The sequence below is a fragment of the Pseudomonas sp. GOM7 genome, from assembly GCF_026723825.1.
Classification (GTDB): domain Bacteria; phylum Pseudomonadota; class Gammaproteobacteria; order Pseudomonadales; family Pseudomonadaceae; genus Aquipseudomonas.
The window spans coordinates 792,024-813,521 of the sequence record NZ_CP113519.1 but is presented as its reverse complement, the minus strand read 5'-3'; the positions used below and the strand labels follow the sequence as shown (position 1 = coordinate 813,521).

General features: G+C 65.7%; 22 protein-coding genes. 19 read left to right on the top strand and 3 right to left on the bottom strand.

What is annotated here, in order from left to right; translation table 11 throughout:
• Positions 1–60 precede the first annotated feature (60 nt).
• The 8 genes from OU800_RS03720 (at position 61) to feaR (ending at position 10,857) form a co-directional block, all read left to right on the top strand.
• Positions 61–1,098 carry a branched-chain amino acid ABC transporter permease gene (locus OU800_RS03720; RefSeq protein WP_268181270.1) on the top strand — a complete coding sequence of 346 codons (1,038 nt, stop codon included), beginning with the start codon at positions 61–63 and terminating at the stop codon, positions 1,096–1,098.
• Positions 1,095–2,894, top strand: coding sequence for a branched-chain amino acid ABC transporter ATP-binding protein/permease (locus OU800_RS03715; protein WP_268181268.1), 1,800 nt, complete (start codon positions 1,095–1,097; stop codon positions 2,892–2,894). The genes OU800_RS03720 and OU800_RS03715 overlap by 4 nt, the downstream gene beginning before the upstream one ends.
• Complete coding sequence (locus OU800_RS03710; protein WP_268181266.1) at positions 2,894–3,685, top strand: ABC transporter ATP-binding protein; 792 nt, start codon at positions 2,894–2,896, stop codon at positions 3,683–3,685. The genes OU800_RS03715 and OU800_RS03710 overlap by 1 nt, the downstream gene beginning before the upstream one ends.
• Before the next feature lie 54 nt (positions 3,686–3,739).
• The gene (locus OU800_RS03705; RefSeq protein WP_268181265.1) at positions 3,740–4,747 is read left to right on the top strand and encodes a ketopantoate reductase family protein; all 1,008 of its coding nucleotides are present in this window, start codon (positions 3,740–3,742) and stop codon (positions 4,745–4,747) included.
• The gene (locus tag OU800_RS03700) at positions 4,744–5,511 is read left to right on the top strand and encodes a class II aldolase/adducin family protein (RefSeq protein ID WP_268181264.1); all 768 of its coding nucleotides are present in this window, start codon (positions 4,744–4,746) and stop codon (positions 5,509–5,511) included. The genes OU800_RS03705 and OU800_RS03700 overlap by 4 nt, the downstream gene beginning before the upstream one ends.
• Before the next feature lie 53 nt (positions 5,512–5,564).
• Positions 5,565–7,121 (top strand): methyl-accepting chemotaxis protein, encoded by a 1,557-nt coding sequence (locus OU800_RS03695; protein ID WP_268181263.1) that lies wholly within the window; start codon positions 5,565–5,567, stop codon positions 7,119–7,121.
• Positions 7,122–7,308: 187 nt separating this feature from the next.
• Positions 7,309–8,796: an aldehyde dehydrogenase family protein gene (locus OU800_RS03690; RefSeq protein WP_268181261.1), complete on the top strand. Its 1,488-nt coding sequence runs from the start codon at positions 7,309–7,311 to the stop codon at positions 8,794–8,796.
• 1,140 nt (positions 8,797–9,936) lie between these two features.
• Entirely contained in the window at positions 9,937–10,857 is a 921-nt protein-coding gene (feaR, locus tag OU800_RS03685) for a transcriptional regulator FeaR (protein WP_268181260.1), read from the top strand.
• A 10-nt stretch (positions 10,858–10,867) separates the two neighbouring features.
• Here the strand turns inward: feaR and OU800_RS03680 are convergent, their stop codons facing one another.
• Positions 10,868–11,344: a MarR family winged helix-turn-helix transcriptional regulator gene (locus tag OU800_RS03680; RefSeq protein WP_268181258.1), complete on the bottom strand. Its 477-nt coding sequence runs from the start codon at positions 11,342–11,344 to the stop codon at positions 10,868–10,870.
• Positions 11,345–11,472: 128 nt separating this feature from the next.
• Positions 11,473–12,798, bottom strand: coding sequence for a hypothetical protein (locus tag OU800_RS03675; RefSeq protein WP_268181257.1), 1,326 nt, complete (start codon positions 12,796–12,798; stop codon positions 11,473–11,475).
• Between the two features lie 421 nt (positions 12,799–13,219).
• Here OU800_RS03675 and OU800_RS03670 point away from each other — a divergent pair, with 421 nt between their 5' ends.
• Positions 13,220–14,008 carry an SDR family NAD(P)-dependent oxidoreductase gene (locus OU800_RS03670; RefSeq protein ID WP_268181256.1) on the top strand — a complete coding sequence of 263 codons (789 nt, stop codon included), beginning with the start codon at positions 13,220–13,222 and terminating at the stop codon, positions 14,006–14,008.
• An 83-nt stretch (positions 14,009–14,091) separates the two neighbouring features.
• Positions 14,092–15,072: an SDR family oxidoreductase gene (locus OU800_RS03665; protein ID WP_268181255.1), complete on the top strand. Its 981-nt coding sequence runs from the start codon at positions 14,092–14,094 to the stop codon at positions 15,070–15,072.
• Between the two features lie 41 nt (positions 15,073–15,113).
• On the opposite strand, the gene OU800_RS24165 is transcribed toward OU800_RS03665, so the two are convergent.
• A complete protein-coding gene (locus tag OU800_RS24165; RefSeq protein WP_442964735.1) occupies positions 15,114–15,230 on the bottom strand; it encodes a hypothetical protein in 117 nt (38 codons plus the stop codon).
• Between the two features lie 351 nt (positions 15,231–15,581).
• Here OU800_RS24165 and OU800_RS03655 point away from each other — a divergent pair, with 351 nt between their 5' ends.
• The 9 genes from OU800_RS03655 to OU800_RS03615 all read left to right on the top strand — a co-directional run bounded on the left by OU800_RS03655 (position 15,582) and on the right by OU800_RS03615 (position 21,374).
• Entirely contained in the window at positions 15,582–16,730 is a 1,149-nt protein-coding gene (locus tag OU800_RS03655) for an amine dehydrogenase large subunit (RefSeq protein ID WP_268181253.1), read from the top strand.
• Positions 16,731–16,742: 12 nt separating this feature from the next.
• Positions 16,743–17,282, top strand: coding sequence for a MauE/DoxX family redox-associated membrane protein (locus tag OU800_RS03650; protein WP_268181252.1), 540 nt, complete (start codon positions 16,743–16,745; stop codon positions 17,280–17,282).
• A gap of 3 nt (positions 17,283–17,285) precedes the next feature.
• On the top strand, positions 17,286–17,897 hold the full coding sequence (gene mauD, locus OU800_RS03645; RefSeq protein WP_268181250.1) for a methylamine dehydrogenase accessory protein MauD: 612 nt from the start codon (positions 17,286–17,288) through the stop codon (positions 17,895–17,897).
• A 16-nt stretch (positions 17,898–17,913) separates the two neighbouring features.
• The gene (locus OU800_RS03640) at positions 17,914–18,435 is read left to right on the top strand and encodes a methylamine dehydrogenase light chain (protein WP_268181248.1); all 522 of its coding nucleotides are present in this window, start codon (positions 17,914–17,916) and stop codon (positions 18,433–18,435) included.
• Positions 18,436–18,450: 15 nt separating this feature from the next.
• Positions 18,451–18,975, top strand: a complete 525-nt coding sequence (locus OU800_RS03635) for a cytochrome C (RefSeq protein WP_268181246.1) — start codon at positions 18,451–18,453, stop codon at positions 18,973–18,975.
• Between the two features lie 69 nt (positions 18,976–19,044).
• The gene (locus OU800_RS03630; protein ID WP_268181244.1) at positions 19,045–19,812 is read left to right on the top strand and encodes a sulfite exporter TauE/SafE family protein; all 768 of its coding nucleotides are present in this window, start codon (positions 19,045–19,047) and stop codon (positions 19,810–19,812) included.
• Positions 19,813–19,934: 122 nt separating this feature from the next.
• Complete coding sequence (locus OU800_RS03625) at positions 19,935–20,174, top strand: exodeoxyribonuclease VII small subunit (RefSeq protein WP_268181242.1); 240 nt, start codon at positions 19,935–19,937, stop codon at positions 20,172–20,174.
• The gene (locus tag OU800_RS03620; protein WP_268181241.1) at positions 20,171–21,058 is read left to right on the top strand and encodes a polyprenyl synthetase family protein; all 888 of its coding nucleotides are present in this window, start codon (positions 20,171–20,173) and stop codon (positions 21,056–21,058) included. The genes OU800_RS03625 and OU800_RS03620 overlap by 4 nt, the downstream gene beginning before the upstream one ends.
• Before the next feature lie 7 nt (positions 21,059–21,065).
• Entirely contained in the window at positions 21,066–21,374 is a 309-nt protein-coding gene (locus tag OU800_RS03615) for a DUF2388 domain-containing protein (RefSeq protein WP_268181240.1), read from the top strand.
• The last annotated feature ends 124 nt before the right edge of the window (positions 21,375–21,498 follow it).

The following is a 21,498-nucleotide window of genomic DNA, read 5'->3' as shown; positions in this document are numbered from 1 at the left end:
CCCTACGCTCCGATCACGCCGCCCCACACGTCCGCCCCATACCGTAAACGAGTTTCCGACATGAATTTCCAGATTGCCCTGCTGCTCGGCCAGGACGGCATCACCAACGGCGCCATCTACGCGCTGCTGGCGCTGTCGATCCTGCTGGTCTTCACCGTGACGCGCATCCTGCTGATCCCGCTGGGTGAGTTCGTCACCTACGGTGCGCTGACCATGGCCGCCCTGCAGGCCGGCCAACCCACCGCGCTGGTCTGGCTGCTGCTGGCGCTGACCCTGGCCGACTGCGCCATGGATCTGTACGACGCCACCCGCACCAGCCGCGCGTTCCGCTTGCCGAAACGCATCCTGCTCAAGCTCGCCTACGCCCTGGCCATGGTCGGCCTGATTCGCAGCCTGCCGCTGGCGGAGCTGCCCATGGCCGTGCAGGCCCTGCTCACCCTGGCACTGGTGGTGCCGCTCGGCCCGCAGCTCTACCGCCTGGTGTTCCAGCCGCTGGCCGCGGCCAGCGCGCTGGTGCTGCTGATCGTCTCCATCGCCGTGCACGTGGCCATGGTCGGCATCGCCCTGCTGCTGTTCGGCCCCGAGGGCGCGCGCACCGAGCCGTTCTCCGAGGCCGGCCTGAGCCTCGGCCCGGTGACCTTCAACAGCCAGACCCTGTGGGTCATCGCCGTGTCCCTGGCGCTGATCATCGGCCTGTTCCTGTTCTTCGAGCGCAGCCTGTACGGCAAGGCCCTGCGCGCCACCGCAGTGAACCGCATGGGCGCGCGGCTGATGGGCATTTCGCCGACCCTGGCGGGCAAGGCCACCTTCGCCCTGGCCACTTTCATCGGTGCGCTGTCGGGCATCCTCATCGCTCCCATCACCACCCTGTATTTCGACTCCGGCTTCGTCATCAGCCTCAAGGGCTTCGTCGGCGCCATCATCGGCGGCCTGGTCAGTTACCCGGTGGCGGCCCTGGGCGCGCTCGCCGTGGGCCTGATCGAGGCCTTCTCGATGTTCTGGGCCAGCACCTACAAGGAGATCATCGTCTTCACCCTGATCATCCCCTTCCTGCTCTGGCGTTCCCTCACCAGCCGTCATGTGGAGGACGATGAATGAAACCGCGCTACCTGATTCTCGCCCTGGTCGCCGTACTGGCCGTGGCGCCGGCGCTGCTGCCGCCCTACTACGTCACCCTGCTCAACTACATCGGCCTGTACACCCTGGTGGTGCTCGGCCTGGTGCTGCTCACCGGGGTCGGCGGCATGACCAGCTTCGGCCAGGCCGCCTTCGTCGGTCTCGGCGCCTACACCAGCGCCTACCTGACCACCGTGCAGGATCTGCCAAGCTGGCTGGCCTGGGCCAGCGCCTCGCCCTGGCTGACCCTGCTGGTGGGCCTGGCCCTGACCGCCGCCGTGGCCCTGGTGCTCGGCGCGCTGACGCTGAAGCTGTCCGGCCACTACCTGCCGCTGGGTACCATCGCCTGGGGCCTGTCGCTGTACTACCTGTTCGGCACCCTGGAATCCCTCGGCGGGCACACCGGGGTCAGCGGCCTGCCGAGCATCTCCCTGTTCGGCTGGGCGTTGGACAAGGGCGAGAAGATCTATTACCTGATCTGGGCCATCCTGCTGGGCGCCATGCTGCTCACCCAGAACCTTCTCGACTCCCGTGAGGGCCGTGCCATCCGCGCGCTCAAGGGCGGCCAGTTGATGGCTGAGTCGATGGGGGTGAACACCTTCCGCGCGAAAATGGTGATCTTCCTCATCTCGGCACTGCTGGCCGCCCTCTCCGGCTGGCTCTACGCCCACACCCAGCGCTTCGTGAACCCCACGCCGTTCGGCCTGCACATGGGCATCGAATACCTGTTCATGGCGCTGATCGGCGGCGTGGCCAGCGTCTGGGGCGCCCTGCTCGGCGCCGGCGTGCTGACCATGCTCAAGCAGTGGCTGCAGGATCTGCTGCCGCAGTTGCTGGGCAATACTGGCAACTACGAGGTGATCGTCTTCGGCATCGCCATCGTGCTGCTGATGCAGCGCGCGCCCGGCGGCCTGTGGCCGTTGCTGACGCGCCTGCTGCCTGATGCCTGGAAGCCGCGCCGCGCCACACTGCCCATCGACGACGCCAACGAGCTGCCGCAGCGCGAAACGCCGGCCGTCGGCGAGGTGCTGCTGGAGGCGCGCGACGTGACCCGTTGCTTCGGTGGCCTGGTGGCCAACAACGCAATGAACCTGGAGGTACACACCGGGGAGATTCTCGCCCTGATCGGCCCCAACGGCGCCGGCAAGAGCACCCTGTTCAACCAGCTCTCCGGGGTCGATACGCCCACCTCCGGCGAGGTGCTGTTCCGTGGTCAGCGCATCAACGGCATCCCCTCGCGGCGCATCGCGCGCATGGGCATGAGCCGCACCTTCCAGCACGTCAAGCTGCTGCCGGAAATGAGCGTGCTGGAGAACGTCGCCCTCGGCGCCCACTTGCGCGGCAGCAAGGGTGTGCTCGCCGCCGCCCTGCGTCTGGATCGCGCCGAGGAAGCACGCCTGCTCGCCGAAGCGCGTCGTCAACTGGAACGGGTCGGCCTCGGTGACTACCTGCATGTGGAAGCCGGCAGCCTGGCGCTGGGCCAGCAACGCATCCTAGAGATCGCCCGCGCGCTGTGCGCCAACCCCTGCCTGCTGCTGCTCGACGAGCCGGCCGCCGGCCTGCGTCACAAGGAGAAGGAAGCCCTCGGCCAGTTGCTCAGCCGCCTACGCAGCGAAGGCATGGCGATCCTGCTGGTGGAGCACGACATGGACTTCGTCATGGGCCTGGTCGATCGCGTGGTGGTGATGGAGTTCGGCCAGCGCATCGCCTTCGGCCTGCCGGCCGAAGTGCAGAAGGATCCGGCGGTGCTGGAAGCCTATCTCGGAGGAGCGGAGTGATGAACATGCCCATGCACAACCTGCAGCACACGCAGAACCAGGTGGCCAACCCGGTGCTGGACGTCAGCGACCTGTGCGTCGCCTACGGCAAGGTCGAGGCGCTGTCCAACGCCAGCCTGCGCGTTGGCCAGGGCCAGATCGTCACCGTGATCGGCCCCAACGGCGCCGGCAAGACCACCCTGCTCTCGGCCATCATGGGCGTGCTCGGCTCCCGTGGCCGGGTCGCCTTCGATGGCAGCCTGGAAGCCGTGCCGGAAGTCGAGGTGATGGTCGGCCGTGGCCTCGGCCTGGTGCCGGAGAAGCGCGAGCTGTTCAGCAGCATGTCGGTGGCCGACAACCTGCTGCTCGGTGCCTTCCAGCGCCACCGCAGCGGCCAGCGCGACCACGGCCAGACGCTCAAGGAGGTCTACGAACTGTTCCCGCGCCTGTGGGAACGCCGCGAGCAACTGGCCACCACCCTCTCCGGTGGCGAGCGGCAGATGCTCGCCGTCGGCCGCGCGCTGATGGCCAAGCCCAAGCTGCTGATGCTCGACGAACCGAGCCTGGGCCTGGCGCCGCTGATCACCCGCGAAATCTTCCGCATCATCACCACCCTGCGTCAGCAGGGCGTGTCGATCCTGCTGGTGGAGCAGAACGCCCGCGCCGCCCTGCGCGTGGCGGACTACGCCTACGTGCTGGAAACCGGACAGATCGCCATGCAGGGCCCGGCCGCGCAACTGGCGGATGACCCACGGGTGATCGAGGCCTATCTGGGCCTGGCCAGCAAGCATCAGGAAATGCTCGCCACCTGAACCCACGGCGCCCGCCACGCGGGCGCCGTCGTCAGCCCGCAAGGAAACATGCCCATGTCCAACTCCAAGCCACTGCGTATCTGCATCGCCGGTGCCGGCGCGATCGGCTGCACCCTTGCCGCGCGCCTGGTCGAAAGCGGCCAGCCGGTCAGCCTGCTGGCGCGCGGCAAGACGCTCGCCGCACTGCGCGATCACGGCATCCAGCTGACCGACCTGGACGGCGAACACCGCGTGCGCGTCAACACCAGCGATGACTGCCGCGAACTCGGTGAGCAGGACCTGCTGTTCATCTGCACCAAGGCACCGGCCCTGGCCGGCCTGCTGCCCGAACTGAAGCCACTGATCGGCCCCGACACAGTGGTCGTACCGGTGGTCAACGGCGTGCCCTGGTGGTACTTCCACGGCCTCGAAGGGCGCCTGGCCGGCAGCCGCGTCGAGGCCGTCGATCCCGACGGCACGCTCAGTGCCAGCCTCGACCTGCGCCACGTGCTCGGCTGCGTGGTGTTCATCACCGCAGAAAGCGCCGCGCCGGGCGTGGTGCGCTCAAACAACCCGCACCTGATGATCTTCGGCGAGCCGGACGGCCGCATGAGCGAGCGCCTGGAACGGGTTCGCGCGCTGATCGCCGCCGCCGGCATCGAGGCACGCGCCACCGAGCGCATCCGTGACCAGCTATGGACCAAGATCATCGCCAACCTCACCTCCAACCCGCTGTCGGTGGTCACCGGCGCGACCCTGGAGCAGTTGTACGGCCAGGCCGAGCTGAAAACGGTGGTGGCCAAGATCCTCCAGGAAACCCTGCTCACCGCCGCGGCCTATGGCGCACGCATCGCCTTCGACCCGCTGACCTTCATGGAGCTGGGCGCCGGCATGGGCGCGGTGCGCACCTCGATGCTGCAGGACTATGAACAGGGCCGCCCACTGGAGCTGGCCGCCATCGGCGACGCGGTCGTCGAGCTGGCCGGCTACCAGGGCCTGGCCATGCCCACCACCCAGGACATCCTCGCCCTGGCGCGCTTTCGCAGCGCCCCGCCCCATCACCCACAGGAAACTTCGCGATGAACGCCATGACCGACCTCAGCAAGCCCGCCCACTGCAGCGACGAAGAGTGGGCCCTGCGCGTCAAGCTCGCCTACTGCTACCACTTAGTGGACTGGTTCGGCTGGACCGAGACCATCTTCAACCACATTTCCGCGCGCCTGCCTGGCCCGGCACACCATTACCTGGTCAACCCCTTCGGCTTGAACTACAGCGAAGTCACCCCGGGCAACCTGCTCAAGGTCGACCTGCATGGCAAGAAACTCGAGGCCTCGCCCTATGACGGCAACCCCGCCGGCTTCGCCCTGCACAGCGCCGTGCATGGCGCACGTGACGACATCCAGTGCGTGATCCACACCCACACCACGCCGATCTCCGCCGTGGTGCAGAAAAAGCGCGGCTTCACCCATGACGACTTCTACGGTGCCCAGCTATACGGCCGTATCGGCTACCACCGCTTCGAGGGCATCACCCTGTTCGATGACGAGAAGGTGCGGATGATCGAGAGCCTTGGCGACAAGCACGTGCTGGTGCTGCGCAACCACGGTATCGCGGTGGGCGAGAGCAGCATCGAGAAGGCCTTCTTCCTGCTCTGGACGGTGCAGCGCGCCGCCGAGAACCAGTGCGCCGCCGGCGCCCTGGGCGGCGAGGACAACCCACTGGAGGAAGGCATCGCCGCCAGGTGCGCCGACCTCACCGCCATGCTGATCCGCGAGAGCGGTTTCGCCAGCAAGTTCTATGACGCCATGGTGCGCAAGATGCGCGCCGAGCGCGCCATGCACTGGTAAGCGCACGGCCTGCCCAGGCAGGCCGCAACGGGCCACAGCCGAGGAGTCGTGCCATGCAAGCCGCCGCCAACACCCCAGCAGGTTTCCAGGAGCCGCCGATTTCCCGGCTCGATCCGCAGGGCGTCCTGCTCACCTGCAATGCCGCCTACCTGGACATGTGCGGCCATGCCGAACACGAACTGCTCGGCAAGCCGCACGAGCTGATCAACCACCCGCAGATGCCGGCGTCGGTGCACGCCAGCATGTGGCGTGCGCTGCGCGCCGGCGTGCCATGGACGGCGCCGGTGATGATCCGCCACCGGCAGGGCGCCCCGGACTGGCGCAACCTCTACGTGGTGCCGCTGTTCGATGACGGCAGGCTGGCGGCGCTGGGCACCGTCTACCAACCCATCGAGCCGGCGCAGGCGCGCCAGGCCGAACGGCTCTATGCCCGTCTGGCGCGTGGCCAGGCCCCCTGGAGTCCGCTGCAACGCCTTGGCGAACTGCTGCTGGGCCACGGCCTGCAACTGACGCTCGGCCTGGGCCTGGCGCTGGCCACCCTGCTGGCCTATCTGCCGGCCAGCCTGGGTCTGCCACTGCTGCTGGCACTGGGCCTCGCCGGGGCGCAACCGGCACTGCGCCAGCGCCAGTTGACCCAGGCACTGCTGGCCCGGCATGCCCAGGCCTTCAACGACCCGCTGCTGGCGCCGCTGCACGCCCGGCAACCCGGCCCGAGCAGCCTGCTGGCCATGGCCCTGGAAAGCCAGCGCGCACGCATGAGCACGGTGATGTCGCGCATCTGCATCAACAGCGTGGTGCTGCGCCAGCAGGCGCAGACCTCGGCCGACGTGGTGGAGCACTCGGTCGAGCAACTGGATCGCCAGGTGCGCGAAACCGAGCAGACCGCCGCTGCGATCAACCAGATGAGTGCCACCATCCAGGAGCTGTCGCGTAACCTGCAGCACACCGCCCAGGCGGCGCAGAACGCCGATCAGTTGGCCCGTGATGGCGAACGCCTGTCTGACGACAGCCAGCGCTCGGCCCAGGCCATGCGCCACTCGGTGGGCGAGATCGGCCAGGCGGTGGGCAGTCTGGCGGCGGCCATCGAATCCATCGGCGGCGTCGCTGCGGTGATCCAGAGCATCGCCGAGCAGACCAACCTGCTGGCCCTCAATGCGGCGATCGAAGCGGCCCGTGCCGGCGAGTCCGGGCGCGGCTTCGCGGTGGTTGCCGACGAGGTGCGCAGCCTCGCCTCGCGCACCCGCGAATCGACCCACGAAATCCAACGCTCGCTGGAAAGCCTGCGTCAGGACAGCGGCACCGCCCTGACCACCGCACAGCGCGGCGAACAGGCGGCCCTGCGCGCCAGCACTGACGTCGAGCAGGCGCGCCAGGCGCTGACGCGCATCTGCGCCGAAGTGGCGCAAATCAGCGGCATGAGCCTGCAGATGGCTGCGGCCATCGAGCAACAGGGCCAGGTCGCCGAGCAGATCAACCAGCAGATCACCGAGATCGCCGGCTTCACCGAGCGCACCAGCCAGCAGGCCGGGCGCACCAGCGAGATCAGCCAGACACTGCATCAGTTGGCCGAGTCGCAACTGGGCCTGGCGCAGCGCTTCCTCGAGGGCTGAGGCCGCCGTCAGCCACTGGCGGGCGATGGCGCCAGACTGGCAGGCATCTACAAGAAGCTGTCCGTCCTGATCAATTATCCCCACCCTGGCCGGTGCTATGAATAGCGCCCAGATATCCCCGGCCCGGGCCCATGGCGCCCGGACGTCGCAGCCGGCCCTAGCTGGGCCGCCCACCCCGGAGCCTTCCATGAGCGAAATCCAGTTACTGCCCCAGGTGCGCGAGTTCCTCGCGCGCAGCCATGCCCACTTCATCGACGGCCAGTACCGCCCCGGCACCTCGGGCAAGCGCGTGCCCATCGTCAACCCGGCCAATGGTGAAGTGATCGCGCAGATCACCTGCGCCACCGCCGACGAGGTCGAGTCGGCCGTCACCGCCGCCCGCCGCACCTTCAAGGGCGAGTGGGCACAGACCTCGCCCTACCAGCGCGGCGTGGTGCTCAATCGCCTGGCCGAGCTGATGGAAGCCAACGGCGAGGAACTGGCGCAACTGGAAACCCTCTGCTCGGGCAAGTCCATCCACCTCTCGCGCATGTTCGAGGTCGGCCAGAGCGCCATCTTCCTGCGCTACTACGCCGGCTGGACGACCAAGATCAATGGCGAGACCATGAGCCCGTCGTTCCCCTCCATGGCCGGCGAGCAGTACACCGCCTTCACCCGCCGCGAGCCGGTGGGCGTGGTGGCCGGCATCGTGCCGTGGAACTTCTCGGTGATGATCGGCGTGTGGAAGATCGCCGCGGCGCTGGCCACCGGCTGCACCCTGGTGCTCAAGCCCAGCGAGTTCACCCCGCTGACTCTGCTGCGTCTGGCCGAGCTGGCCATCGAGGCCGGTGTGCCGGCAGGCGTGTTCAACGTGGTCAATGGCACCGGCGAGGTCGGCGCCAGCCTGATCGAACACCCGCAGGTGGCCAAGGTGTCCTTCACCGGCTCGGTGCCCACCGGGCTCAAGGTCGGCCAGAGCGCCATGGCCGCCAACCTCACCCGCGTGACCCTGGAGCTGGGCGGCAAGAACGCCGCCGCGCTGCTGCCCGACGCCGATATCGACGGCGCGGTGGCCGGGCTGATCCAGACCGGCTACGTTCACCAGGGCCAGGTCTGTGCGGCACCGGAACGCATCTACGTGCATCGCTCGCGCCTCGACGAAACCCTGGCCAAGTTCACTGCCGCCCTGCAAAGCATGCACATCGGCTCGCCGCTCGACGAGAGCGTCAACTTCGGCCCGCTGGCCAACAAGCCGCAGTTCGACAAGGTTTCACAGTTCCTGCAACTGGCCCGCGAGCAGAGCCAGGTGGTTTGCGGCGGCAAGCCGCTGGCCCGCGCCGGCTACTTCGTCGAGCCAACCGTGGTGCTGGCCAACGGGCCGCAGGATCGCCTGCTGCACGAGGAAACCTTCGGCCCGATCCTCTGCGTGCTGCCCTACGACGAGGTCGAGGAACTGCCGGGGCTGATCAACGACTCGCCGTTCGGCCTCACCGCCAGCATCTGGACCAACGACCTGTCGCGCGCACTGCGCCTGATCCCGAAGATCGAAGCCGGCACGGTGTACGTCAACATGCACACCTTCCTCGACCCTTCCGTGCCTTTCGGCGGCATCAAGGCCTCGGGCACCGGTCGCGAATTCGGCAGCGCCTTCATCGACGACTACACCGAACTGAAGTCGGTGATGATTCGTTACTGACTGGGATGCGGTTCACTTGAAGGGCAGTACGGCCTTGGGGATTGATACCGGACTGGCAATACGGTGTGAGTTGTTCTGGTGCCTGTTCCGAATTGCCGCGTTTTTGCTGATGTTTTTGGTTTCGCCCTCCCGGGCGAGTCACTTTGCGGGCAAAGTAACCAAAACCCTCCGCCCGATCATCCGGCCCTCGCTGCGCGAGGGTTCGCTCACTCCATCGCCGTTCCAGAGGCCCGACCGGATGCGGCCCACCGACGAAGGGCCATCCCTGGCCCATCGCGGCTTTCGCGACATCCATGTCGCTCAACCTCTTCTACGACGATTCCGTTCGCCCTCCTGGGCGGGCTCTGCACGCGCCTGAACCTGCGGTAACCCAGAAGTAGCACAGAGTGGTTGCACATGAGGTCAGCCTTAGGGCTGACCTGAATGCCGGCTGCAAGCCGGCAAGCTATTCAAGCGAATGAAACTGTGCGAATGAAAGTTTTGGTTTAACTCGGCGGCCACGTCATGGATCCACTATTACCAGAGCACGCCGGGCATGCCTTGGAATGCCGGTTCGTTCAGGCGCGCAAATGCCCCCTTCAGGAGGCCGAACGTAGGCATTGCGCAGGGGGCGAGTGGCATGGATGCCACGAGAGGCGTAATGGGCCAGGGATGGCCCATGTACGCCGACCCCGGAGCGGGGCCGGAGTGAGGGGAGTCGAGCGAAGCATGACGGGGACGCCTAGTTCCGGATGGCGGGGGTGCGTTTCTTTTGCTTACTTTTCTTTGCGCTGGGCGGCAATCCGATTTCAAAGAAAAGTGAGTCGCCCGAGGGGGCGAAACCCGGACTATCTGAACACACCGCAGCGGCGTCCAGACAACAAGCAACACACAAACTTGCCAGTCCGGTATCAAACAAGCAGCAACGCCTCGCCCCCAGCAACCACCGCCCCCTAAACCAAGCGCCTCCCGACAGCACTCGTTGGCGAGCACGCCCGCCCGTATCCGGCTGCCCTCTGGAAAAACAACCTTCGATCTCAAACCGCCATCATCAAACGCTTTCTGGCGCAAAAAATGCTTGAACATTCACGTTATTTGCCAAGTGTGCAGAAACGACACAAACCCGCACCAAAAACACCAAGAACAAAGCGAGGCTGCCTCATGAGCGTGCATTCATCCCTTGATTTCGAGCGCTGGAACCACAGCGTTCATGCCGTCTGCGGCCGTTTCGAGACGCAGCCGGCCTGGCATGACGCCGCCTTCGTCGGCGACATCCAGCGCATCGACCTGGGCGGTCTGGAAATCGCCGATATCAGCACCAACGCACTGACCATTCACCGCCAGCGCGGTAACGCTGCCCGTGCCGATGATCGCTATTACTTCCTGGTGATGCAGCGCGAGGGGGTCATGGCCATCGACCAGGGCGAGCGCGAGTTCGTGCTCTACCCCGGCGACATGGCCCTGCTCGATTCGGCACAGGCCTTCGAGATGAAACCACAGGGGCTGATTCGCCAGCTTTCGGTGCACCTGTGCCGGGACATGGTCGACCCGCTGCTACCGGTGGCGACGCGGCGTTTCGGCAAGCTGGAGAAGGAAAGCCCGACCGGGCACCTGCTACAGGGCATCCTGCAGCAGATTGCCAATGGCGAGCTCGCCTCGACCACCCAGAACCATTACGGCTCCGCCCTGCAGAACGCCTTGATCGCCCTGCTGCCGCCAGCCTTCCACGACGAGCAACTGCTCGAACCGGGCCGACCGCTGCGCCGCCTGGCGGAGAAGATCATCGGCGAATCGCTGCCGCATGCGCCGACACCGGCGGAGCTGGCGGCGAAGCTGAACGTGTCGGTGCGCAAGCTGTACCGCCAGTTCGAGATCGACGGCGACAGCATCTGCCGTTACATCCAGCGCCAGCGCCTGGAACGCAGCGCACGGGAACTGGCCGACACCGGCAGCCAGGCCCTGCCGATCACCACCATCGCCTACAAGTGGGGCTTCACCGACTCGGCGCACTTCTCCCGCGTCTTCAAGCAGCACTACGGCATTTCGCCGCGCGCCTATCGCGCGCAGGCCTCGAACCGCTAACCGTGCGGTTTCAGCTATCGGAGAGGTTATCGAACATGGTCGCCAGGGTCTGGTTGAGCTTGCGGATCTGCGCCTCGGTCAGCCCCTTGAAGCCGGCTTGGAACAGCTCCGCCGTGACCTCATGCATGGCGAAGTAGGCCTGGCGGCCCTTCTCCGTGATGGAGACCTGGGTAACCCGCCCGTCGAGGTCGCTCTGGCGGGTATCGACCAGGCCGTCGTCCTTCATCCGGTAGACGATCTTGGTGATGGTGGACAGCTTGGCCACCGCGAACTCGGAAATCTCCGAAATACTGGCGTCCTGGGTTTCGTAAAGGATATTGAGAACGCGCCAACGAGGGATGTCGAGATCGACCTTCTTCAGCAGCCTTTCCATGCTCATCGAATAGCGGGCATGAACACGCACCAGCCAGTAGAACGGGAACTCTTCCTTGTGAAAATCTTCGCTGATCGGGTTGTAACGATTGCGACGTTTCTTCGGCACCTTCATGGATAGACCGCTTCGATGGAAATAAGGCGAGATAATAGATAATTCCAGTAATCCTTGCACCGTGGCATTGCGCCTCATGAGCCCTTGTACCTCGCCAGCAGCCGCTGGCGAGGCGGGTACTGATGGCATCAGAAGTGGAAGGCGAAGACCAGTTGGCTGTACAGGTTGCGGTCGTTGTTACCCAGTTGGGCACCACCGTCTTCGGCACTCTTCTTCGGCTGGTACAGGCCCACCACGGGCATCACCACCAGGTTTTCGGTCAGCCCCCATTCGGCGTAGAGATTCAGCTCGCGGCCGGAGAGATCGCCGCGCTGGCGATCCAGCGTATCGAAGTCGAACCACAGCACGCCGAGGCTGAGGTTTTCCAGTGGGGTAGCGCGCAGACCAAGGTGATGCACACGGCTGTTGCTGTTGAACGGGCCGGCGTAGTTGCCCGCCACCTCGCCCTGGAACCAGGTGCCATAGCCACGGCTGAAACCGTAGAACAGCGGGTCGAAACCTTCCGAGAAGCGGCTGTAGCGGTAGCTCAGCGTCGGCGACCAGGCCAGGTCGGCGAAGGTCCAGCCAGCCTCCAGGTACCAGGCATTCTCGTCACGGCCCTGGTCGCGATCCTGCATGGCGTATTCACCCGACAACGACAGGTTCTCCACGCCAGCATTGCCCGCCGCTCGCAGGCTGTAGGTTTCCATGCCTTTGCGCATCATCTGCGACGGCGAGGCATAGCGCTCATCAACGTCACGGGTACGGATGTAGGTGAGCCCGACCGTACCGGTATCGGCCACGTGCTCCAGGGTACCGACGTAGAGTTCGGTCTTGGCCTGCGCCCGATTGTCGGATTTCAGCCACATCAGGTCGCCTCGCCAACCCTGTTTGCCACCCAGACGCAGCACGGCGGTCTGGTCGAAAGCCTTGCGTGCCGCCAGGTAGTAGGCGCCACCGCGATTGAACTCGCCATCGGCCAGGCCCTTGCCGATGTTCAGCGCATCGCCATTGATCAGGAAGCCATCACCGACCCTGACATTCTGCCGACCAAAGGAAAGATCCACGCCATCCTCGCCGAGCGCCTCGAAGAGGGTGCCCGAGCGCCAGCCGAGGTAGGCGTCCTCGATCTTGCTGGTACGTTCAGAACCATCGGAGAAACCGGCAGCATCGCCATCGCCCCAGGTGGCGGAACTGAGCATGGAGAACGCACCATAGGAATTACCCACACCCGCCAGGCCCTGCTCGAAACTCAGACCATACTTGAGGTAGCCCTCGCGCCAGGAGGAACTGCCTTCCTCCAGGCGCCCGCTGGGGGCATAGTTCTCACGGCTATGAAACAGGCCGAATACGGCCTCGAGATCGGCCTGCAGGCGCGTGTCGGCATCGGCGTAAAGCTCCACCGCGCCGGCCGGCAGCGCGGCGCCGAGCAGTAGCGCGAGGGTGGAGAGACGAAAGGTGGGCAGCTTGGACATGACTTTCCCCAGAGCGATGAGTGACGTTGACAGAAGCCGAAGCTATGCCCGGTGCCCTGTGCACGCTTTCACCTGCCTGCCATTCATTTGCCGATGCCTGCCAGATCGCCCTCACGCCTGGCTTGGCGCAGCCAAGCCAGGCGGCGCTCGATTCGATCATTACCACTGGGGGCCTGAGCTGTTTCTGCTGCTCGAACACCATTGGCACCGTCTATTCCGGTAGCTGCGGCAAATGCTTGGCTGACGCGTCCGAAAAAACCGAGAAAGTCAATGGCCGCTTAAAGTTTTACAGCCTTGAACATGCACTTGCCTGGGGCGCAAAAGGCACATTACGTTGCCGGGCACGTTCATGCAGTGGCGGAGTGGACATACGGAGGCAAGCATCGTCGACTGACGATGGAACCCAACGGAGGACAGGCAGATGGGCGACCAATACCGCGCTTCACGAGCGCTCATAACCGGTGCCAGCTCGGGAATCGGCGAGGCCTTCGCCAATGCGCTAGCGGCACGCGGGTGCGACCTGGTGCTGGTGGCCCGACGACAGGATCGACTCGACACGCTCGCCGACCGCCTCGAGGCGGAACATGGCATCTCCTGCACCCGCATCGCCTTCGACCTCTCCGTTGCTCGACCGGGTAGCCGGTTGCGCGAACTCGTCGAGGACGACATCGACCTGCTGATCAACAACGCCGGTTTCGCCACTCAAGGGTCGTTCATCGAGGGCGATGCAGATGATTTCGCTCGGCTACTGGCAGTCAACATCGGCGCAGTGGTCGATCTCTGCCATGCGTTCCTGCCGGAAATGGCCCGACGACGATCGGGTGCCATCATCAACGTCTCCAGCACCACGGCCTTTCAACCCGTACCGACCCTGGCCGTCTACGCGGCGTCGAAATCCTTCGTGCTGAGTTTCAGCCAATCCCTGTGGTACGAAGCCAAACAGCACGGCGTCAAGGTCTTCTCCCTTGCGCCGGGCCCCACCCACACGGAGTTCTTCGACGTAGTGGGAGAAACCGCGACGGTGGTAGGCAGACTCCAAACCGCCGACCAGGTCGCAGCGGCTGGCTTGAAAGCACTCGACCGACGCTGGACTGCACCCTCTACGGTCTCGGGGTTCATCAATTCGATAACCGCAGCACTGGCGACGGTGATTCCCCGCCGTCTCCTGCTCCCGGCCCTGGCACGCTCACTGCACCCACTCAAGCGTTGACGGAGGCTGCCTGCAGCCGAACGTAAAGACCCGATGAACGCAAGCCTCGATCACATAGATAACTAAAATATTGGGAGCACGCCATGATTCTCGTTACCAGCGCAGCAGGCGGTGTCGGACGGCCACTGGTTCGCAAGCTCGTCGCCAACGGACTGGCGGTGCGGGCTTTCGTCAAGAACGAGGAACAAGCGCGGCGAGCGAAAGCTGACGGCGCCACCGAGATCGCGATCGGAGACCTCCGACAACCTGGCGACCTCGAGGCAGCCCTGCGCGGAGCGCGCAAGATCTATCACGCCGCCCCGACCCAGCTCATCGACGAACTCCCCGTGGCCAAGCGGCTGATCACGGCAGCCCGAGCCGAACAGTTGGATCACATCGTCTTCCACTCGGTCATACACCCCGATATCGCCGAACTCCCCCATCACCGCCAGAAACTGCTGGTCGAGGGGCTGCTGAAAGAGTCGGGCCTGCCGGTGACAATTCTTCGTCCCTCGCACTACATGCAGAACGTGCTGGACTTCTGGGATTTCTTCGGCGCCGGGCTACTGCCATATCCCACCTCGCCGGAAAGCCGAATGGGCGTGGTGGACTCCGACGACATCGCGGAGGCGGCAGCCAATGTGTTGACCAACCCAGAGGGCCATATCGGCAAGACCTACGACCTGTCTACCGTGGAGCTCACGCGCCATGACATGGCGCGTATCTGGAGCCGGGTGCTCGGCCACCCCATGACGGCCATCCGACTGCCACCGCAGGCGTTGACGCAACCGCTCTCAGCCGTCGGAACCTTCGGCGCTGCAATAGTACGTTCACTGATCTCGACCAGGCTGCGTTCCCTTCCCAACATCATTCGAGGAGTGCGTTCGGCACCGAATGCTCGCGGGTTCCGCAGTTGGCCATCCGATGCCCAGGAGACCTACGTGCAGATGATGAAGTACTACGACGTGCACGGGCTTCCTGCGGGCAACCTCGATGACCTGGCAAAGGTTCTGCCCCGGCCCGCCACCGATTACGAACAGTTCGCACGTCGTATCGCAACAGCACACGGGGTCGCCGCATCCTAGTGTTTTGAAGCCGGTTCATGAGGCTCGGTAATGCATGCCCTTTACCGCTTACCGACCCAGAGCCTGCTGCCGTTTCGACGCGAAACGGCAGCAGGAATCCCCAGCCCCGCCGCGCTCATGAACAAGCGCTTTAGCCAGACGGCGCTCAGCGCCAGCACGCAGGCGATCCTGATATCCGCACGCCAGATCAAGCGCCGCCACAGCGGCGGCTTGGCCTGGAGGCGTCGCTCAGAATCATGTGCTAAGCCTCTTCAGTAGAAGCCATCACCGGGCTGCCTGGCAGATCGCCCCAGCGCCCGCAGCGCGTGCCGCCCGGGAATGCAGGCTGGCAGGCAGATACAAGTTTCTTGCAGGCGCTTACAAGCCACCGCGCTGCGTTTTTAGGATCGTGCTCATGCCCATCCCGAAGCATCGCCCTGGAGAACGCCCGCATGCTCACTCGCCATCCGGCCCGCCCCTATACGGCTCCTGCGGCGCTGCCCCGCACGCCTGACAACAAGGAGAACCCCATGCGCACACCTCGGCTCATCAGACGCAGCGCCCTGGTGCTGGGCCTGTCCCTGCTGGGGCTCGGCGCTCATGCCGAGCTGCCCAATGACAGCATCGGTCAGGAAACCCTGCCCTTCCCGCCCTCGCCGCACCGCGCCTATATCGTCGATGCCGAGTTCGAGAACCTGGTGACCGGCCGTATCACCGTGGTCGACCCCGAGAGCAAGCGCATGCTCGGCATGATCAGCACCGGTTTCGCCGCGCCCTCGACCCTCGGCCGTGACGGCAAGTACCTGTACACCGCCGACCTCTACTACTCGCGTGGCGTGCGTGGCACCCGCACCGATGTGCTCACCGCCTGGAACACCAGCACCCTGTCGCCCGACTGGGAAGTGGTGATCCCCAGCAAACGCGCCGTGATGCTGCCGGAGCCCCACGCCCTTGGCACCAGCGCGGACGACCGCTTCGTCTACATCTACAACTTCACCCCGTCCACCTCGGTCACCGTGGTCGACACCCAGGCCAGGAAAGTGGTCAGCGAGATCGCCATTCCCGGCTGCGTGCTCAACTACCCGGTGGGCAAGCGTCGCTTCGCCTCGCTGTGCGGCGACGGCAACCTGCAGGTGGTGACCCTCGACGATGCAGGCCAGGAAACCGCCCGCAGCCACACCGCGTTCTTCGATCCCAATGCCGAGAAGCTGGTGGAACGTGCCTATGCCGTGGGCGACACCTACTACTTCGTCAGCACCACCGGCACCGTGCGCGCCGTGGACTTCTCCGGCGAGCAGCCGAAGATCATCCCGGCCTGGGAACTGGTGAGCGACGCCGCCGACAAGAAAGCCGGCTGGGCGCCCGGCGGCTGGCAGTTCGTCGCCGTGTCGCCGAAGCTCAATCGTCTCTATGCGCTGATGCACGACAACCATGAGTCGATGAAGTGGGAAGACCCAAGCCCGGTCATCTGGGTCTTCGATCTCAAGACGCACAAGCGCATCGGCACCCTAGAGGCCCCCGCCCCGGTCTGGAGCCTGCGCGCCACCAGCGACGACAAGCCGCTACTGCTCGGCGCCAACGTCACCGGTGGCCTGGAAGTCTTCGACCTCACCAGCGGCAAGCACAGCGGTACCGTGGAAAAGATCGCCAAGACCTCGATTTACGTCCTCAGCCACTGACGAGGTGCAGCCATGCAACCTGATCCGATCTTCGTCATCGCCGCCGCACTCGCGGTCGCGGTGATCCTGGCCAGCGCCGCGACCCACAAGTTGCGAGCGCCGGCCCGCTTCGCCAGCCAGTTGGAAAACTACCAGCTACTGCCACAGGCGCTGGTGCGCCCGGTGGCCCGCACGCTGCCCTGGCTCGAAGCGCTGCTGGCCTTCACCCTGCTGCTGCCAGCCGCCCGCCACCTGGCGGCACTCGGCGCGGCCGCCCTGCTCGCCGGTTACGCGCTGGCCATCGCCATCAACCTCTGGCGCGGCCGCCGCGATATCGATTGCGGTTGCGCCGGGCCGCTGCAGGATCAGCCGATCCGCCCGCTGCTGTTGGCACGCAACGCCGTTCTGGTGAGCCTGGCCCTGGTCGCCAGCCTCGCCCCACTGAGCCGCGACCTGGGCCTGTTCGACGCTTTCGTCGTCATCGCCGCCAGTGCCGTGGCCCTGCTCATCTATGCCGCCGCTGATGGCCTGCTGGCCAACAGCCCCCGTCTGCTCAAACTCCTCGGAAGGTGAATCATGGAAGCTCTGATCGTTTCTAACATCCTGTTGTGGTGCCTGCTGATCGCGCTGTCCTTCGCTGTCATGGGCCTGGTGCGTCAGATCGGCGTTCTACATGGCCGTCTGGCGCCTGCCGGCGCGCTGATGGTGGACAAGGGCGTGGCCGTCAACGAGCCCGCCCCGCAAGTGACCGCTGCCGACCGTAGCGGCCGCCCGGTGAACTTCGGCTACGCTGGCGAGAAAGCCCAGTTGCTGTTCTTCCTCTCGCCCACCTGCCCGATCTGCAAGTCGCTGCTGCCAGCCATCAAGTCCATCGCCAAGGAACAGGCCCATCGTCTCGACGTGGTCTACGTCAGCGACGGCGACATGGACGCGCAGAAGGCGCTGATTGCCGAACACAGGCTGGAAGACGCCACCTACGTGGTCGGCCCGGAGGTGGGCATGACCTACCAGATCGGCAAGCTGCCCTACGCCGCCCTGATCGACAATACCGGCGTGCTGCGCGCCAAGGGCCTGGTGAACTCCCGCGAACACCTCGACAGCCTGTTCGAGACCGAGCATCTGGGCAGCGCCACCCTGCAACAGTACCTGCACAACAGCCAGCACGCCCACGGCGCGCACCAACACTGAGCCTGGGAGCCCTGACATGAAATTGCTAGACCGCCTGTTCGAACGCTCCACGCGCCATGTGGCCGACACCACTTCGCGGCGTAACTTCCTCGGTCGCCTCGGCTCGCTGATGGTGGCCGGTGCCGCCCTGCCCGTGCTGCTGCCCATCGACCGTACCAGCAAGGCCCTGGCCGCCGAGGCACCGAAAGCCGGTGATCCGGGTGATCCCAACAGTTGCGACTACTGGCGCTACTGCTCCATCGACGGCTTCCTCTGCTCCTGCTGCGGCGGCAGCGTGACCTCCTGCCCGCCGGGCACCGAGGTGTCGCAGGTGAGCTGGATCGGCACCTGCCGCAACCCGGGTGACGGAAAGGACTACATCATTTCCTACAACGACTGCTGCGGTAAGCACAGTTGCACCCAGTGCGCCTGCACCCGCAACGACAGCGAGGAACCGCTGTACCGCCCCTTCAACAACAACGACATCAACTGGTGCCTGGCGGCCAAGTCGAACATCTACAACTGCACCATCGCCGTCATTCGCGGCGTCGCGATCTGAGTGGAGAGGCCCCGCATGCGCGCGCTCATCATCGCACTGGCCAGCGCCCTGCTCGCCCCACTGGCGCTGGCGCGGGCCATCCCCGATCCCAACCAGAAGCATGCGCCGGGCAACGAGGCACCACAGACGCCCATTGCTCAGGCCGGCTACAGCACACCGGTCAACTACCAGTTGCAATGCGCCGGCTGCCACCTCGGTGACGGCACGGGCTCGAAGGTCAACGACACGCCGAAGATGAAGGACTTCGTCGGCAACTTCCTCAAGGTCGAGGGCGGGCGTGAATTCCTCGTGCGCGTACCCGGCATGTCGCAATCGGCGCTCAACGATGCGCAACTGGCCGACCTGCTCAACTGGCTGTTGCGCGAGGACGGCATGGCCGGCAAGAGCATGCCGGCGCACTACCAGCCGTACAGCGCCGACGAGGTGGCGCGGCTGCGCAAGGTGAGCATGCTCAACCTGCCGGATACCCGCGCGCACCTGATCGAGCAGATGCGCGCGTTGGGCATCGCCATCGAAGATGGCATGAACGGCACGCCCTGAGCCACTGCCCGGGCTGGCTGAGCGAAACGCCAGGTCTTATGCTGCACTCTTTTTGTGCGAGCCTGCCCGATGACTCTGTTCGACCTGCTGCTGTTGGCCCTCGCCGGTTTCGCCGCTGGCGGCATGAATGCCCTGGCCGGCGGCGGCACCTTCTTCTCCTTCCCCGCCCTGCTCGCGGCGGGCCTGCCGCCGGTGACCGCCAATGCCACCAACGCCGTGGCCCTGTGGCCGGCCAGCCTGGCCGGTGCCTGGGCCGCACGCGCCTCGTTACGCCCGCTGGGCCGCTACCTGATTCCGCTGCTGCTGGCCGGCCTGGCCGGTGGCCTGCTCGGCGGCCTGTTGCTGCTGGCAGGCGGCGACGACGTGTTTCGCGTACTGATTCCCTGGCTGCTACTGGCCGCCACCGCGCTGTTCGCCGCCAGCCCCTGGCTGGGTCGCTGGTTGGCGGCGCGGCGCAAGGAGGCGGCGCATCCGCCGCACACGCCGCTGTCGCTGGGCGCGCATATCGGCGTGTCGATCTACGGCGGTTACTTCGGCGCCGGCATGGGCATTCTGCAACTGGCCGCCTTCTCCATCGAAGGCCACCCGCTGGCCCGCGCCAATGCGCTGAAGAACCTGATTTCGGCGGTGATCTACAGCATCGCCACCCTGACCTTCGTCATCGCCGGCCGCGTTAGCTGGTACGAACTGGCCATCCTGCTCACTGGCGCCACGCTCGGCGGCTACGCCGGCGGCGCGCTGGGCGAGAAACTGCCGCCGGCGCTGCTGCGCGCCTTCGTCATCCTGGTCGGCAGCGGCATGACGCTGTATTACTTCTGGAGCACCTATCTGCCGTAGGGTGCGCCGTGCGCACCGAAACACGGCGATCTCGTTGGTGCGCGCTGTCGCCCGTTGATTTGCCCGCATGGCGCGCCTCTGCTAGTGTCGCGCGGTTTCCAAGTTGCCCGAGACCCGCCGCCATGGCCCGCAAGAAAGCCCCCGACTTCGAACATTCTCTCGCCGAGCTTCAGGCACTGGTCGAGCGCCTGGAAAGCGGCGAGCTGTCGCTGGAGGACTCGCTGACCGCCTTCGAGCAAGGCATCGGCCTGACCCGCGAGTGCCAGGCCGCCCTGGCTCAGGCCGAGCAGAAGGTGCAGATCCTGCTGGAGCGCGACGGCGAGCTGCAGCCGGCCCCCTTCGACGCGGACGAGCAGGCATGATCAAGGCCTACCAGGCGCGCTGCCAGGCGCGGGTCGATGCCGCGCTCGACAGCCTGTTCCAGCCACCACGCGCGGAACTCGAACGCCTCTACCAGGCCATGCGCTACAGCGTGATGAACGGTGGCAAGCGCGTGCGCCCACTGCTGGCCTATGCCGCCTGCGAAGCGCTGGGCGGCGACCCCGAGCGAGCCAATGGCGCCGCCTGCGCAGTGGAGCTGATTCACGCCTATTCACTGGTGCACGACGACCTGCCAGCGATGGACGATGACGACCTGCGTCGCGGCCAACCCACCACCCACAAGGCCTTCGACGAAGCCACCGCCATTCTTGCCGGCGATGGTCTGCAGAGCCTGGCCTTCGAGGTGCTCGCCGACGAACAGCGCAACCCCCAGGACGCCGAAGTGCGCTTGCAGATGCTCGCCGCTCTGGGCCGCGCCGCCGGGCCGGCAGGCATGGTCGGCGGCCAGGCCATCGACCTAGGATCGGTGGGCCAGAAGCTCGACCGCACGGCGCTGGAAACCATGCACCGGCACAAGACCGGCGCGCTGATCGAAGCCAGCGTGCTGCTCGGCGCCCTGGCCAGCGGTCAGGCCGACGACATCAGCCTCAAGGCTCTGCTGAATTACGCCCGCGCCATCGGCCTGGCCTTCCAGGTGCAGGACGATATTCTCGACGTGGAGAGCGACACCGCCACCCTGGGCAAGACCCAGGGCAAGGACGAAGCCCACGACAAACCCACCTACCCGGCCCTGCTCGGCCTCGAAGCGGCCAAGGACTATGCCCTGGAGCTGCGCGACCAGGCCCTGCACGCCGTGCGCCTGTTCGGCGACAGCGCCGAGCCACTGCGCGAGCTGGCGCGCTATATCGTCGAACGGCGTAACTGAGGGGCGCATGCAACGCGCCCTTGCACTGCTCGTCCTGCTGACAGCCGGCCAGGTGTGGGGCATGGACGGGCAAGGTAACGCCAGCGACCACTTCACCCTGGGCAGCAGCCTCGCCACTGCCGGCATTACCGCCTCCACCAGCAATTCGCTGCGCCCCTACCAGAGCGCCCGTGACGATGCCCTGGCCTACATCGCCTCGGCCGGCGACATTCGCGGCGCACGGCTGGAAAGCGCGCTGCGGCAGTACCGCCACGACCATGCGGATGCAGATAGCAGCGACATGCAGGTCGCACTGGCCATCGCCTCGCTGCGCTGAGCCTGCTCGGCGTCTCGCCCCATCATTGCCATCTATGTCGGCATGATCGCCATATGAGGCTTGCTTTACCCCGGCCACCAGCCACCTAAGATGGGCTCCATAACGACAAGACGCCTGGAGCCGC